Genomic DNA, 14507 nt, shown 5'->3' with positions numbered 1-14507 from the left:
CGGCTCGTCGAGGGCCGGGCCGACATCTGAACCGCCGGACGTTTCCGCAGCTCAGGGCAGCCGTGATCGGTCAGCTCACCAGCAGCTGATGGGCGGCCAGCTCGCGGTAGAGCGGGCTGGTGACGGTCAATTCCTCGTGGGTGCCGACGGCGACCACCCGGCCGGCGTCGAGCACCACGATCTGGTCGGCGTCGACCACCGTGGCGAGCCGGTGCGCCACGATCAACAGGGTGCGCCGGTGGGCCACCGCGTCGATGGCCCGGCGCAGCGCTGCCTCGTTGCGGGCGTCCAGGTTGCTGGTCGGCTCGTCGAGCAGCAGCACCGGCGGGCCGGCGAGCAGCGTCCGGGCGATCGCCAGCCGCTGCCGCTCCCCGCCGGAGAGCAACACCCCGCCCTCGCCGACCTGGACGTCCAGCCCGTCGGCGGTCCGCTCGGCGAGATGGGCGAGGTTGACGTCGTCGAGGGCGGCGAGCAGCGCGGCGTCGGTGGCGGTGGGGGCGCCGATCAGCAGGTTCTCCCGCAGCGTGCCGGCCAGCACGGGAGCCTCCTGCTCCACGTAGCCGAGCCGGGCCCGCAGCGCGTCGCGGGGCAGCCGGCGGACGTCGACGCCGTCCAGCCGCAGCGACCCGGCGGTGACCTCGTAGAAGCGTTCGACCAGTGCCAGCAGCGTCGACTTGCCGGCGCCGGAGGGGCCGACCAGGGCGGTGCGGGTGCCCGCCGGCACGGTGAAGCTCACCTCGTGCAGCACCGCCTCGCCGCCCGGGTAGCCGAACCCGACCCCGTCGAACTCGATCACCGCCGGACCGCGGGCCGGCGGGGGCGCCGCCGGCGCCGCGGCGTCCACGCCCCCCTCCACGGGTACGTCGAGGATCTCCTCGATCCGCTGCAGTGCGCCCAGCCCGGTCTGCAGCTGGGTGTACGCGTGCACCGCCTGACCCAGCGGCAGCACCAGGAAGAACAGGAACATCACGAAGGCCACCAGGTCGCCGACGGTGATAGCCCCGGCCGCCACCCGGGCCCCGCCGACGCCGAGGACCAGCAGGAACGCCCCCTGGATGGTGACCGTGCTGGCGGGGCCCACGAACGCCTGCACCCGGGCCACCCGCAGCCCGGCCACGTACGCCTCCTCGGCGCTGGCGGAGACCGCGGCCGCCTCCCGGTCCTCGGCCCGGGCGGCCCGGATGGTCCGGGCGCCGGAGATGGCCCGCTCGACCGCGGAGGTCATTTCGCCGATCCGCTCCTGGGCGGCGCGGGACAGCCCGCGCACCCGGCGGGCGAAGGTGACCGCGAAGCCGATGCCGGCGGCCACCCCGAGCAGGGTCACCCCGAACAGCACCGGGTCGAGCAGGGCCATCGCGGTGCCCGCGCCGACCACCATCACCGCCCCGGTGACGGTCTCGAAGAGCCCGGAGGTGACCACCGCACGCAGCAGGGTGGTGTCCGAGCCGACCCGGGACAGCAGGTCGCCGGTGCGGCGGCGGTCGTACTCGGCGATGGGCAGCCGCAGCAGGTGCCCGGCGAGCCGCCGGCGGGTGCCGAGGACGACCCCCTCCGCGGTGCGTTGCAGCAGGTAGTCGCGGAGCCCGCCGAGGGCCGCGCCGAGCACCACCAGCACCACCAGCACGGCGACGATGCCGGCCACCGGCCGGGCGGCGCTCAGCGCGTCGAGCACCTCGCGGGTGAGCAGCGGCTGGGCCAGCGAGGCGCCGGCGCCGGCGAGCGACAACGCGCCCACCACGGCGAGGGTGCCGCGGTGGGCGCGCAGGTAGGGCAGGAGTGCGGCGAGGCCGCCGCGCCGGGCGGCTCCGGTGGTCATGGACGAAACGGTAGTCGCCGTCCGCTTCCCGTACGCCAGCCGGCGGTGGTCAGCCGGTGAACACCACCTGGAGCTCCGAGCGGCGCCGCTCGGCCAGCTCGGTGAGCAGCGTCGGGGCCTCCTCGAGCGGGACCACCGCCGACACCAGGTGCTTGCGGATCAGGTCGCCGTACTGCCGGAGCAGGTCGATGGTCTCCGCGGACAGCCGCTCCCGGTCCCAGGTCGGGGCGAGCCCGCGCGGGACCCGGCCGATCTGGGCGCAGCGCAGCGAGAGCCCGTTGTGGTGGAACTCCTCGCCGAACCGGACGGCGTCCGCGCCGCCCTGGTAGAAGGCCAGGTCGATCACGGTGCCCTGGGGGCGCAGCAGGCGCAGCGCGAGCTGCATCGCCCAGGCCTGGCCGCGGCACTGGAACACCACGTCGGCGCCCCGGTCGCCGGCGGAGTGGTTCCACCGGGTCTTGAGCACCACCGCCGGGTCGTCGGCCTCCGGGTCGAGGGTCTCCAGGCCGAGCGCCTCGGCCACCTGGCGCCGCTGCGGCGTCGGGTCGAGCACCACCACCGAGGCGGCGCCGTGCCGCTTGGCGAACAGGGCGGTGAGCAGGGCCACCACGCCGCTGCCGACCACCGCGACCCGGCGGCCGCGCACCCCGTCGCCGAGCGAGCGCACGTCCGCGCCGCACAGGTCGGCGGCGGCGTGCAGCACCCCGTTGGCGCAGATCGGACCCATGTGCGCGACGTAGACGCCGAGCAGCGGGTCGAGGTCCTCGGGGAGCGGGACGAACCGCTCGGCGAGCGGATCGGCGACGTAGCCGCTGCGGTGGCCGTACGTCATCGCGCCCACGGTGCCCACGGCGATGGCCGGGGTACGGCTCTCCACCACCCGGCCGACCTGCATGTAGCCGAGCCGGGTCACCGGGTACGGGGTGCTCGCCTCGCCGGGCTGGAAGAGCCCGAGGTCGGCGTTCCAGGTGACGTTCAGGTAGGGGTTGGTGCCCTTGACGAAGCTCAGTTCGGTGCCGGCGGAGACCCCGCTGTAGAGGGTCTCCACCCGGAAGCTGCCCTCGGGCAGCTCCCGCGCGTCCTGTTCGATCAGCTCGACCTTGCCGGGGCCGCTGACCGCCACCACCCGGTCACGCATCGACGCTCACCCCCGCCGTGGCCAGCGGCGCGGCGGCCGGGCCGGTGGGCAGCGTCACGCTGCGACCGGTCCGGGCCGACTCGGAGACGGCGAGGGCGAGCCGCTGGGTGCGCAGCGCCTCGGCGTACGGCACCCGGACGTCGTCGCCGACTCCGGTGACCGCGTCGATGAAGGCCCGGTCGACGGCCACCCGGGCACCGTCCGGATCGGACTCGATCCGGCGCTCCCCGTCGGCGTCGCGGACGGTCAGGCCGTCCTCGGCCAGCGACAGCGCCAGGCCGTCGGCGAGGATCTCCAGCCCGGCCCGGTGCTTCCAGGTCAGGACGCAGGCGGCGGCGAGGGTGCCGACGGCCCCGCCGGCGAAGCGCATGGTGGCCGCGGTGACCGAGTCGATGTCGGCCCCGTCGACCGGCGGCGGGGTGCCGTTGCCGTACGCGGTCACCTCGGTGGCCTCGCCGACCAGCACGCGGACCAGGTCGAGCACGTGGGCGGCCTGCTCGACGACCGGGCCGCCGGAGCGGTCCCGCACCGCCCACCACGGCACCGGCGGGACCTTGTCCAGCCAGGCGCCGTTGACCATCCGGATCTCGCGGCCGGCGAGCAGCTCGCGGGCCTGCTCCACCACGTGCAGGTAGCGCCAGTGGTGCCCGACGGCGGTCAGCAGCCCCTTCTGCTCGACCAGCGCGGCGATCCGCTCGGCGGTGTCCAGGTCGACCGCGACCGGCTTCTCCACGAACATCGGTACCCCGGCGGCGATGACCATCTCCTCGACCGGCCCGTGGGCGAACGGCGGCACGCAGACGTAGACCGCGTCGGGCCCCGCCGCGAGCAGCTCCTCGACGTCGGTGAAGACCTGCCCCCCGTGCGCGCCGGCCAGCTCCGCCGCCGCGTCCCGGGACACGTCGGTCACCCCGAGCAGTTCCACGTCCTCGAAACCGCTCAACACGCGGGCGTGGCGTTGTGCCACCCCGCCGGCCCCTACCAGTCCCACCCGGCACGTGCGCATTCCACAGACCCTCTCGACGCTGTTCACCACTTGCGGCACAAAACTCCCCGCCCTGGTGGAACGCGAAACCCGAGCGGGTACGCAATCAGCCGTTCACCTGCCGGGAACCGTCCAGTGTGACCTTCGTGATCAAGCTGTTAGGGATGATCCGGTTAGCGAGGGCGGGCGGATGGGAAAACCAACTCTGCGTTTTCCGCCACGATCTGGGGGTGTGCCAGTGCGGGATACAGATTCGATCGTCTCACCAGTCGTGGAGGCGTGGGCCACATATCGGACGACCTCGGCCGAGGACTGGCCGGCGCGGCGACTGCTGCGCGCCAAGGGCGAGAACCGGGTCAGCGTGGTGCTACCCGCCCGCAACGAGGAGGCCACGGTCGGCGCGATCGTGGCGACCATCCGGGAACACCTGATGGACCGGGTCGCCCTGGTGGACGAGCTGATCGTGGTCGACTCCCGGTCGACCGACCGCACCGCACAGGTGGCCCGGGCCGCCGGCGCCGAGGTGGTCAGCCAGGACGCGATGACCCGCGGCCTGCCCCGCCTCACCGGCAAGGGCGACGCGCTCTGGGCCGGGCTCGCCGCCGCCGAGGGCGACATCGTCGCGTTCATCGACGCCGACCTGCGGGAATTCCGGCCGCACTTCGTGACCGGCCTGCTCGGACCGTTGCTGACCGACCCCTCGGTCGACTTCGTCAAGGGCTTCTACCACCGGCCGCTCGTCGGCGCGAACAGCGTCGAGGCGGACGGCGGCGGTCGGGTGACCGAGCTGATGGCCCGTCCGCTGCTGAACCTCTTCTGGCCGGAGCTGGCGGGTTTCGTCCAGCCCCTCGCCGGCGAGTACGCCGGCCGCCGGGAGGTGCTGGCGCAGGTGCCGTTCGTCTCCGGGTACGGGGTCGAGACGGCGATGCTGATCGACCTGCTGGAGCTGGTCGGCCTGGACGCGCTCGCCCAGGTGGACCTCGGCGAGCGTAAGCACCGCCACCAGGACACCGCGGCGCTGGGCCGAATGTCCGCGCAAATCATGCACACCGCCTGGTCGCGGTTGCAGCGGCGCGGCTGGGCCAGCCCGGGCACCATGCCGGCGACCATGCTCACCCAGTTCCGCCGGGGCGGCACCGACGCGCTGCCCAACCTGGACCGGGAGATCGTGGTGAACGACGTGTCGGTGCAGGAGCGTCCGCCCCTGGCGCAGCTGCAGCACCGGGTGCCGCGGCGACGGGTGGCGGCGTGAGGCGGTCGATGAGAGCGCGGCGGTACGGCCGGCCCCCCGGGTCGGTCGCGGGCGGAGCGTGGGCGGCCGACGGGGGCCCCGCCGAGGGAAGGAACACCACACCATGAGTCTGACCGTCCTGATGAACTCCGGTCCCTGGCTGTCCGTGCCGCCCCCCGGCTACGGCGGCATCGAGAACGTCGTCGCGACCCTGGTGCCGGAGCTGCGGCGGCTCGGGGTGCGCGTGGTGCTCGCCTCGGTCGGCAGCAGCACCCTCGCGGTCGACGAGAAGTTCTCCGTCTTCCCCGACGGGCAGTTCCACGCCCTGCAGCGTCCGTACAACCAGGTCTGCGGCGTCTCCCAGGCCCACCTCAACGGGGTGGTCCGGCAGCTGCACTCCCGTGACGACATCGACATCGTGCACGACCATGTGGAGGCGGTCGGGCTGGCCACCATGGCGGCGATGGGCCCCGACGCCCCGCCGGTGCTGCACACCCTGCACTGGGATCTGGCCAAGCACCCCGAGCTCTACGGCAACCTGGACGCCGGCGACCGGGTCCGGGTCAACGGCGTCTCCGCCTCGCAGCTGGCCCGCGCCCCCAAGGCGCTGCGGGACCACTCGGTCGGGCACGTCTACCTGTCCACCCCGCTCGCGGTGGGCGCGGACCGCGCGCCCCGGGCGGAGAAGGGGGACTACACGATCATCCTGGGCCGGATCAACCCGGGCAAGGGGCAGGACGTGGGCGCCCGGCTGGCCCAGCGGGTCGGCGTGCCGCTGGTGCTGGCCGGCCCGGTCGGGCCGTACCACCGGCCGGAGGATCTCGCCGCGGCCGGCGACGAGGCCCGGCAGAACCCGGACGTCCGGTTCTTCTACGACGAGGTGGCTCCGCACGTGGACGGCGAGCTGGTCCGCTGGGTGGGCACCGTGGCCGGGAAGGAACGCGACGACCTGCTGGCCGGGGCGAAGGCCTCGCTCTTCCCGCTGCGCTGGGAGGAGCCGGGCGGCACCGCGGTGGTCGAGTCGCTGGCGCTGGGCACCCCGGTGGTGGCGACGGCCCGCGGCTGCCTGCCGGAGCTGATCGAGCACGGGCGCACCGGCCTGCTCACCACCGACGAGGAGGAGCTGGGCGACCTGCTGCTGGCGGCCAGCCTGCTCGACCCGGACGAGGCCCGGCGGGAGGCCGCCGCCCGGTTCACCCCGGCGGTGATGGCCGAGAAGTACGTCGCGCTCTACGAGAAGGTGCGGCGCGGCGCCGGCGTACGCCAGCTCGAGGCCGTCTGAGACGGCGCGTTCCCTTCGGGCCCGGACCGCACGGTCCGGGCCCGGTTTGTCTGGTCCCGGGTGGGGAAAGCGCGGAGCCCGACGGAGGGAGCAGCGCGATGGCCGGCCCCATGGCCCACTCCCGGGCCCGCCGCAACCCGGCGGACGGCCGGGCGCCGGTACGCCGGGCGGCGGCCACCGTGGGGGTGCTGTTCCTGCTGGTCGGCGTGCTCGGCTTCGTCCCCGGCATCACCACCGGATTCGCCGACCTGCGGCTGGCCGGGCACCAGTCCGGCGCGGAGCTGTTCGGGGTGTTCCAGGTGTCGGTGCTGCACAACCTGGTGCACCTGGCCTTCGGGCTGGCCGGTCTGGTGTTGTCCCGCTCCGCGTCCGGCGCCCGCGCCTACCTGTTCGGCGCCGGCGCCGCCTACCTCGTGCTGTGGCTGTACGGGCTGGCCGTGGACCAGCGCACCGGCGCCAACTTCATCCCGGTCAACGACGCGGACGGCTGGCTGCACCTGGGCCTGGGCCTGGGCATGATCGGTCTCGGCCTGCTCACCCGTAGTGACGCGAATCGCCCCTGACCAGGACGGACTATCCGGTCGGTCCGGTTTCACCCGGCTGGGGCGCGGGTAGTTCGGGGGGCAGCCAGCACGCGAGCGGAATCGAGGGACCGATGGCGAGCCGGATCAGCTGCGACGTGCACGACGAGTCTGCCGTGACCGTCGTCCGCCTCTCCGGCGCCCTCGACCTGTGCACCATGCGCACGGTGCACACGGTGCTGGATCGCTGCCTCACCCGGCAGCCGGACGCGCTGGTGGTCGACCTCGGCGGGGTCACGGTCGCCGACCGGCTGGCCCTCTCCGTCTTCGTGGCCGCCGCCCGGCAGGCCGCCGGCTGGCCGGCGGTGCCGATGGTGCTCTGCTCTCCCCCGTCCGACGCCGCCGCCTGGCTCAGCGAGTCCGCCGCCTGCCGGGTGGTGCCGGTGCACCGGGACTGCGCCGAGGCGACCCGGGTCGCCGGGCGCGACGCGCCGCGGCTGCGGGCCCGGTTGGAGCCGGTGGCGACCGCCTGCCGGCGGGCCCGCGAGCTGGTCTCGGACGCCTGCGGCCGGTGGAACGTCCCGGAGCTGGCCGGTCCCGCCTCGCTGGTGCTCAGCGAGCTGGTCGGCAATGTGGTCCGGCACGCGCACACTCCGATGCAGGTGACGCTGACCCTGCGCCGGCCGTACCTGCACGTGGCGGTCACCGACGGCAGCCGGACGGCCGCCGACGCGGCGAGTCCCGGGCTGCGCGCGGAGGGCGGGCGCGGCCTGCTGCTGGTCCGGGAGATGGCGCAGCGCTGGGGCAGTTCGCCGCTGGTCGACGGCAAGGTGGTCTGGGCGCTCGTTCAGGCGAATTGACCTAAATTCTCACACTCGCCTGGTTACATGGGCGCGTGGGCGGGTAGTCGCGCTCGTCCTTTCTGTCGTCACGACGGGGTGAGAAGCCATGCCCAGACGGGTAACCACCGAGCCCGCACGAGACCGGGGGCCGGCGATCCTGGCGCCGGCCCGGTTCGGCGGTTTTCCCGGCCCGGTCCGCTCGGCGCTTCCGGGCAACCACCTGATCAAGCTGCTCGCCACCACCGACCACAAGCTGATCGGCCTGCTGTACCTGAGCACCTCCTTCTTGTTCTTCGTGGTCGCCGGGATCGAGGCGATGCTGATCCGAGCCGAACTGGCCCGGCCAGGGCTGCAGATCCTCTCCTCCGAGCAGTACAACCAACTCTTCACCACTCACGGGTTGGCGATGCTGCTGCTCTTCGCCACACCCGCGGCTCTGGGCATGGCCAACTACATCGTCCCGATCCAGATCGGCGCCCCGGACGTCGCGTTTCCCCGGCTGAACGCGTTCGGCTACTGGCTGTTCCTGTTCGGCGGCCTGATGCTGTACGGCAGTTTCCTCACGCCGAGCGGGTCGGCCGACTTCGGGTGGACGCTCTACCCGCCGTTGAGCACGGCACAGCACTCCCCCGGCGTCGGGGCGAACATGGTGGTGGTCGGGCTGGTCATCGGCGGTCTGGGCACCATCCTCACCGCCGTCAACCTGGTCACCACCATCGTCACGCTGCGCGCGCCCGGGATGACCATGTTCCGGATGCCGATCTTCACGTGGAACATCCTGCTCACCAGCGTCCTGGTGCTGCTGGTCTTCCCGCTCCTGGCGGCCGCGCTGCTCGCGCTCGCGTCCGACCGGATCCTGCACTCGCACGTCTTCGACGCGACGACCGGCGGGCCGATGCTGTTCCAGCATCTGTTCTGGTTCTTCGGCCATCCCGAGGTCTACATCATCGCGATCCCGTTCTTCGGGATCATCACCGAGATCATTCCGGTCTTCTCCCGCAAGCCGATCTTCGGCTACACCGGTCTGGTGCTCGCCACCATCTCGATCACCATCCTGTCGATGAGCGTCTGGGCGCACCACATGTTCGGCACCGGCCAGGTGCTGCTGCCGTTCTTCAGCGTCCTCAGCTTCCTCATCGCGGTGCCGACCGGGGTGAAGTTCTTCAACTGGATCGGCACCCTGTGGAAGGGGCAGATCACCTTCGAGACACCGATGCTGTTCGCCGTCGGCTTCCTGGTCACCTTCCTGTTCGGCGGCCTCACCGGGGTGCTGCTGGCCAGCCCGCCGTTGGACTTCCATGTGACCGACACCTACTTCGTGGTGGCCCACTTCCACTACGTGCTCTTCGGCACGGTGGTGTTCGCGTTCTTCGGCGGAATCTACTTCTGGTTCCCGAAGATGACCGGCCGACTGCTCGACGAGCGCGTGGGCAAGATCCACTTCTGGACCATGTTCCTGGGCTTCCACACCACCTTCCTGGTGCAGCACTGGCTGGGCAACGAGGGCATGCCGCGGCGCTACGCCGACTACGTGTCGACCGACGGTTTCACCACGCTGAACACGGTCTCCACCCTTGGGTCGTTCATCCTGGGCCTGTCCACGCTGTTCTTCATCTACAACGTCTGGAAGTCCTGGCGGTACGGCGCACTGGTCACCGTGGACGACCCGTGGGGCTTCGGCAACTCCCTGGAATGGGCCACCACCTGCCCGCCTCCGCTGCGCAACTTCGACCGGATGCCGCGGATCCGCTCCGAGCGCCCCGCCTTCGACGCCAAGTACGGCTCTCTCGTCGCCAACCTCGGCCGGGACCTGCCGCAGCGCACCACCCTTCCGCCGCAGGAGTTCCGCGAGGAACTGCACCACGAACGACACGTACCGGAGTCGCCCGCGGCCGAGGGCGCGCACGGCGCCCGGGAGGCGGTGGCCTACCAGCCGGCGCCGCAGTCCGGCGCCCGGCCGGTGGAGGTGCCGGAGCCGGAGCAGATCCGCCGGCCCAGCTTCGAGCGGACCGACGAGCAGGAGGAGAACCCGCTGCCGGAGGCGAACGAACGCTGGCGGCACCCGCACAGCAAGGGCGACACCGAGGAACACTGACCCGGACGGACACGGAAGGGCCGACGCCGCGAGGCGTCGGCCCTTCTTGTTCAACCGTTCGTGGGGGTCCGCGCCGGCATGGGACCGTCCGCAGAGGCCGCCGGGGCGCGGCGCGATACGGCTCGACCCCGGTACGACGGCAGTCGTACCGGGGTCGGTGCCGCACCTCAGGCGTCGGCCGTCGCCGGCAGGCCGGCGGCGGCGAGCGATCGGCGTACCGCCGGCTGGACCCGGGTCAGCCGCAGCGACACCCCGGTCCGCGCGGCCGCGTCCCGGCCGGCCATCAGGGCGGCGATCCCGCCGGCGTCGACCCCACCGGCGCCGTCCAGGTCGACGACCACCTCGCGGGGCTGGCCGGTCACCGCCTCCAACATCACCTTGCGTAGCTGGTCGGCGCCGTCCCGGTCGATCTCGCCACCCACCTCCACCAGCACCCGGTCGCCGGTGCGTTTCACCGCGATCCGGTTGCGGCCGGTCTCCGACTCGGCCGCCCCGTTCTGCCAGGGCGGTGGCGCGTCGGCCAGCATCGCCTGGCGCAGCCAGGTCAGCGCCCGGGACAGCAGCCGGGAGACGTGCATCTGGGAGATCCCGAACCGGGCGGCGATCTCCGCCTGGGTCTGGTTGCCGTAGAAGCGCATGGCCAGGATGCGCCGTTCCCGCCAGGGCAGCCGGTGCAGCAACCCGCTGACGGTGACCCGGTCGTCGACCGATTCCAACGCGTTGTCCGACTCGCCGACCAGGTCGCCGAACTCCGCCGAGCTCTCCCCGCCGACCGGCGCGTTGAGCGAGGCGGGGCTGTACCCGGCGGCCGACTCCAGCGCGGCCAGGATCTCCTCCTGCGGGGTCTCCAGCCGCGCGGCCAGCTCGGCCACGGTGGGCGCCCGGGACAGCTCGCTGGTCAGCGCCGCGGTGGCCTGCCCGACCTCCAGGATCAGGTCGCGCAGCCGCCGCGGCACGTGCACCCCCCAGGTGCGGTCCCGGAAGTGCCGCTTGATCTCACCGACGATGGTGATGGCGGCGTACGCGGTGAACGAACCGCGCTCCGGGTCGTAGCGGTCGACGGCGTTGACCAGGCCGAGTCGGGCCACCTGTTCCAGGTCCTCCAGCGGCTCGCCCCGACCCCGGTACCGTCGGGCCAGTCGACCGGCGAACGGCAGGGCGAACCGGACAAGGTCGTCCCTTGCCTCCTGCCGCCGCTCCGGTGGCAGCCCCTCGATCCGCGCGGCGTACGCCAGCGCGGCCGCGTCGAGGTCCTCCAGGCCGCGATCGTTGGTCGGCGGTGGTGGTGTGGTGGTGGTGGTGGTGGTTGTGGTGGTCTGTCCGAACATCCGCGCCTCCCTCAGGAAGGTCCCCCGCCCGGAATCGGAGAGCCGGTCGTGCGCGTGGTCGGGCCACGCACCGGGCCGGAAGTTGGGTCACGTGACGCGCCGGTGTCACCGGACGCGCGGAAGCGAGCGACGATTCACTGCGCAGCGTGGTCTGGCCGTCGCAGCGAGCGATGTTCCCGCTCCCCAGGTACTCAATCACGGGACCCCGGGTTCGCGAGGATGTTTCGGTGTGCCGGGTCCGACGGGCGGGCGCCGACGCGCCCCGACGGTTGTCACCGGATCAGGAGACCGCCAAACCCAACGCGGCGCCGGTGTCGCGCAGCCCGGCGAGGGCGGCGCCGACCGTCAGCGGCGGCGGCACCGGCAGGTCGTACGGCTGGTTGCGGAGCACCTCGGTGGCCCGCCGGGTCGGCACCGACGCCACCGGGTAGCCCCGGGCGGCGGTCCGGTCCAACGCCCGCCGCCGCCGGCCGAAGGCCGCCACCGCCAGCCACTGCGGCAACCCGGCCAGGGCCGGTGACCGCATTCCGGGCGATTCCGGCAGCACGTCCACCGAGCTGAACGGCTCACTGCCGGCGAGCCACCACTCCACCCCCTCGACGCTGGCCCGGGTCGCGTTCTCGCACCAGTACGGCACCAGTCCCGCCCGTACCACCTGCCACGGATCGAGCAGCCGGCCGCACTCCACCACCAACCGGTCCCCCGTCTTGCCGGCCGCCCGCAGCCACCGCCGGTACAGGTCCGCGGTGGCCGCGCTCAGCGCCCCCGGCTGCGGGAAGAGGACCTGGTGCAGGTGGCGACCGTGGCGCTGGGTCCACTGCCGGACGGCGGCCGAGAAGCCCTCCTCCACCCCGTGCTCGGCGTCCTCCCGGGCGGACGAGACCTCCGGCGGCTCCCACCGGGCGCCGTCGCCGCCGGCCGAACGGAGCACCTGGCGCAGGGCGTGCGAGTCCGGGTGGAAGTCCACCGGCTCCAGCCCGCTGGACGGGCAGCCGAGTTGGAAGCTGTGCCCCCGTCCCTCGTCCAGCACGGGCCAGGTCCGGGCGTCCCGGATCAGCAGCACCGGGGCGTCCGGCTCCAGCCGGTCGGCCAGGAACCGCGCGTACGCCGCCGGCAGGGCCCGCCAGCGGGCCGTCAGCGAGACGGTGGCGCCGGCCAGGGGTCCACGGCTGGCCGGGCAGTGCACCTGGCGTACGTGCAGGTCTGGATTGCCGGCGAGCAGCCGGGCGGCGAGCGCGGCGCCGTGGTCGAGGGCGGCGCGCGGCTGGTCCACCGCGCCCCGCTTCCAGTGCGCGCTCATCTCGAAGGCGGCCGGCAGCCACGGCACGCCCAGCGCGACCGCCAGGTGCACCGCGGCGGCGTGCGGCGAGCCCAGCACCACGCCGGCGTAGCGGCGACGGGGGTACTGGTCGACGATCCAACGGGCCACCCGCTCGGCGTCCACCTCCGCGGCCTGCGCCTCGGTGAGCGCCACCCGCCCGGCGGCCCGGGCCGCCGCCGCCCGGCGCACCGCCTCGGGCGCCGGGGCGAACCGGGACAGCGGGCTGGGGTGGCCGAGGTCGGCGCAGTCGACGCCGCGCAGCGCGCGGGCGGCGGCGGCCACCAGCACCCGGGCGGTGCTGCCGACCGCGACCACCCGGTCCCCGGCCAGGCCGGCACCCTCGGCCGTCAGCCCCTCCTGCACCTTGGGCACCGGCCCCACCTTGCCTCGTTCGCTCACCACGCGGCCCGGCTTCCCGTCCCTATGGGGTCTAAACGGGCATCCGCCACCGGGCGGGAGCAATCCTCGGGCCTGCGGCGGTACGCCGGTCCGGGATGCCGGGGGGCGGGACCGCCCATCGCACGCGGGGGTTTCGGCGGGGCCGGCACGGGCACTTCGGCACGCATGACCCCCGAGAACACCACTCCCGACGCGGCCACCGTGATCACCCCGTACCAGGACGGCCCGCTGCTGATCCGGGGCGACTTCGCCCTGGTCACCCCGGACGGACGGCCCATCGAGACGCGACGCGGCACGGTGGCGCTGTGCCGGTGCGGCAAGTCGGCGCTCAAGCCGTTCTGCGACGGCACCCACAAGGCGGTCAACTTCCGGGCCGGCACGGACCGGGAGCACTGAGCCCCCGCGACCGCAGGTCTCGGCGGCTCGGGCGGCCGCGCGGGCCGGTCAGGCGGCGAGGGCCGCCGCGGGCGGTTCGGTGCCGAGGTCCGGTCGGGCCGACCCGGCGACCGGACGCAACGAGGACCGGCCGGCGGCCCAGCTGTCCAGCAGGTGCGCGGCGAAGAGCCGGTCCACCGCCAGCGCGGCGGCCGCGCCGAAGAGCACGTCGCCGGCGAGCGCCGGTTCGGCGCGGGCCAGGCCGCCGCAGAGGTCGTGCGCGGCGATCTGCTCGTGTACCGCGTCCGCCTCCACGTGCTCGTCGTAGAAGCGGGTGGCGACCTCGTCCAGGCCGAGGCGGCGCAGCCCGTTGCCGTACCGGCGGTTGGGTAGCGAGGAGGTCATCTCGAACGCGGCCAGGTGACCGAGGAGCGCGCCGCGCCAGCGCCGGTGCAGCCCGAACAGCGAGATCAGGTTGTTGGTGGCCAGGGTGACCGCGGGCACCCGGTCCAGGTGGGCCGCGTAGCCGGAGTCCAGGCCGAGCCGGTCCATCGTGCGGCGGAACAGCTCGGCGTGCATCCGGTCCAGCCGGCCGTTGCCGTACTCGTCCATCTGGATCTCGACCAGCGCGGCCTTGGCCGGGCCGCCGATGCGCGGCAGGCCCCAGCTGTGCGGGTCGGCCTCCCGCAGGTGGTAGATCGAGCGGTGGGTGACGAACTCGCGGAACTGCGCCAGCGTCGCCCGGCGTTGCAGGGCGGCGGCGAGCGACGGGCCGTCGTCGGCGGCGGCCACGACGTCGGCCAGCGCGCCCGGGACACCCCCGGGCAGCACCGCGGCCGGCAGGTCCACCAGCCGACGCAACGCGACCTCCAAGACCCGCTCGGCCCGTGCGCGCAGGCCGAGCAGTGACGACTGCCACTCCCAGTGCTCGTCCACCCCCCGCCAGCCGCGGTAGTGCAGCTCGTAGCAGAGGAAGAGGGTGAGCTGGAGGTCCTCGTCGGTCAGCGCGCCGTCGACCGCGAACCGCGCGCCGAGCCCGGAGGGCAGGTCGTGCGGTGGCCTGCGCAATGCCGCCAGCACCGCACCGGAGATCGGGCCCCGGGGTGCCGGCAGCGGGGCGGGACCGTAGCGACGGTCGGCGTCGGACATCTGACCTCCAGCGGAACGGGTGCGG

General features: G+C 73.7%; 12 protein-coding genes. 6 read left to right on the top strand and 6 right to left on the bottom strand.

Annotated elements, in window-relative coordinates; all coding sequences use genetic code 11:
- Positions 1–70: 70 nt before the first annotated feature.
- Genes V6U81_RS15730 through V6U81_RS15720 form a run of 3 tightly spaced genes read right to left on the bottom strand, consistent with a single transcriptional unit; the run spans position 71 to position 3960 of the window.
- On the bottom strand, positions 71–1816 hold the full coding sequence (locus tag V6U81_RS15730; protein WP_334489988.1) for an ABC transporter ATP-binding protein: 1746 nt from the start codon (positions 1814–1816) through the stop codon (positions 71–73).
- Positions 1817–1865: 49 nt separating this feature from the next.
- Positions 1866–2954 carry a zinc-binding dehydrogenase gene (locus tag V6U81_RS15725; RefSeq protein WP_334489987.1) on the bottom strand — a complete coding sequence of 363 codons (1089 nt, stop codon included), beginning with the start codon at positions 2952–2954 and terminating at the stop codon, positions 1866–1868.
- Positions 2947–3960: a Gfo/Idh/MocA family protein gene (locus tag V6U81_RS15720; RefSeq protein ID WP_334489984.1), complete on the bottom strand. Its 1014-nt coding sequence runs from the start codon at positions 3958–3960 to the stop codon at positions 2947–2949. Before V6U81_RS15720 ends, V6U81_RS15725 begins: the two co-directional genes overlap by 8 nt.
- Before the next feature lie 217 nt (positions 3961–4177).
- On the opposite strand from V6U81_RS15720, the gene V6U81_RS15715 reads away from it, so the two are divergent.
- The 5 genes from V6U81_RS15715 to ctaD all read left to right on the top strand — a co-directional run bounded on the left by V6U81_RS15715 (position 4178) and on the right by ctaD (position 9910).
- Positions 4178–5191 carry a glucosyl-3-phosphoglycerate synthase gene (locus V6U81_RS15715; RefSeq protein WP_334489981.1) on the top strand — a complete coding sequence of 338 codons (1014 nt, stop codon included), beginning with the start codon at positions 4178–4180 and terminating at the stop codon, positions 5189–5191.
- 103 nt (positions 5192–5294) lie between these two features.
- Positions 5295–6452, top strand: a complete 1158-nt coding sequence (locus V6U81_RS15710) for a glycosyltransferase (RefSeq protein WP_334489978.1) — start codon at positions 5295–5297, stop codon at positions 6450–6452.
- A 98-nt stretch (positions 6453–6550) separates the two neighbouring features.
- The gene (locus tag V6U81_RS15705) at positions 6551–7015 is read left to right on the top strand and encodes a DUF4383 domain-containing protein (protein ID WP_420884034.1); all 465 of its coding nucleotides are present in this window, start codon (positions 6551–6553) and stop codon (positions 7013–7015) included.
- A 92-nt stretch (positions 7016–7107) separates the two neighbouring features.
- Positions 7108–7833 (top strand): ATP-binding protein, encoded by a 726-nt coding sequence (locus V6U81_RS15700; protein WP_334489976.1) that lies wholly within the window; start codon positions 7108–7110, stop codon positions 7831–7833.
- A gap of 88 nt (positions 7834–7921) precedes the next feature.
- Positions 7922–9910, top strand: coding sequence for an aa3-type cytochrome oxidase subunit I (gene ctaD / locus V6U81_RS15695; RefSeq protein WP_334489974.1), 1989 nt, complete (start codon positions 7922–7924; stop codon positions 9908–9910).
- Between the two features lie 167 nt (positions 9911–10077).
- Here the strand turns inward: ctaD and V6U81_RS15690 are convergent, their stop codons facing one another.
- Together V6U81_RS15690 and V6U81_RS15685 are read right to left on the bottom strand one after the other, a co-directional pair.
- On the bottom strand, positions 10078–11238 hold the full coding sequence (locus tag V6U81_RS15690; RefSeq protein ID WP_334489972.1) for a SigB/SigF/SigG family RNA polymerase sigma factor: 1161 nt from the start codon (positions 11236–11238) through the stop codon (positions 10078–10080).
- A gap of 280 nt (positions 11239–11518) precedes the next feature.
- A complete protein-coding gene (locus V6U81_RS15685; protein WP_334490040.1) occupies positions 11519–12922 on the bottom strand; it encodes a hypothetical protein in 1404 nt (467 codons plus the stop codon).
- Positions 12923–13123: 201 nt separating this feature from the next.
- Here V6U81_RS15685 and V6U81_RS15680 point away from each other — a divergent pair, with 201 nt between their 5' ends.
- Positions 13124–13354 (top strand): CDGSH iron-sulfur domain-containing protein, encoded by a 231-nt coding sequence (locus tag V6U81_RS15680; RefSeq protein ID WP_334489969.1) that lies wholly within the window; start codon positions 13124–13126, stop codon positions 13352–13354.
- Between the two features lie 48 nt (positions 13355–13402).
- On the opposite strand, the gene V6U81_RS15675 is transcribed toward V6U81_RS15680, so the two are convergent.
- On the bottom strand, positions 13403–14482 hold the full coding sequence (locus V6U81_RS15675) for an iron-containing redox enzyme family protein (protein WP_334489967.1): 1080 nt from the start codon (positions 14480–14482) through the stop codon (positions 13403–13405).
- Positions 14483–14507 lie beyond the last annotated feature (25 nt).

The organism is Micromonospora lacuserhaii (assembly GCF_036902735.1).
Classification (GTDB): domain Bacteria; phylum Actinomycetota; class Actinomycetes; order Mycobacteriales; family Micromonosporaceae; genus Micromonospora.
This window is presented reverse-complemented; position numbering and strand designations above follow the sequence as displayed.

Excerpts from the sequence above, each read along its gene's own strand:
- V6U81_RS15700 (WP_334489976.1), top strand. The coding sequence starts at position 7,108 with ATGGCGAGCCGGATCAGCTGCGACGTGCACGACGAGTCTGCCGTGACC.
- V6U81_RS15675 (WP_334489967.1), bottom strand. The coding sequence starts at position 14,482 with ATGTCCGACGCCGACCGTCGCTACGGTCCCGCCCCGCTGCCGGCACCC.
- V6U81_RS15690 (WP_334489972.1), bottom strand. The coding sequence starts at position 11,238 with ATGTTCGGACAGACCACCACAACCACCACCACCACCACCACACCACCA.
- V6U81_RS15725 (WP_334489987.1), bottom strand. The coding sequence starts at position 2,954 with ATGCGTGACCGGGTGGTGGCGGTCAGCGGCCCCGGCAAGGTCGAGCTG.
- V6U81_RS15730 (WP_334489988.1), bottom strand. The coding sequence starts at position 1,816 with ATGACCACCGGAGCCGCCCGGCGCGGCGGCCTCGCCGCACTCCTGCCC.
- ctaD (WP_334489974.1), top strand. The coding sequence starts at position 7,922 with ATGCCCAGACGGGTAACCACCGAGCCCGCACGAGACCGGGGGCCGGCG.
- V6U81_RS15680 (WP_334489969.1), top strand. The coding sequence starts at position 13,124 with ATGACCCCCGAGAACACCACTCCCGACGCGGCCACCGTGATCACCCCG.
- V6U81_RS15710 (WP_334489978.1), top strand. The coding sequence starts at position 5,295 with ATGAGTCTGACCGTCCTGATGAACTCCGGTCCCTGGCTGTCCGTGCCG.
- V6U81_RS15705 (WP_420884034.1), top strand. The coding sequence starts at position 6,551 with ATGGCCGGCCCCATGGCCCACTCCCGGGCCCGCCGCAACCCGGCGGAC.
- V6U81_RS15720 (WP_334489984.1), bottom strand. The coding sequence starts at position 3,960 with ATGCGCACGTGCCGGGTGGGACTGGTAGGGGCCGGCGGGGTGGCACAA.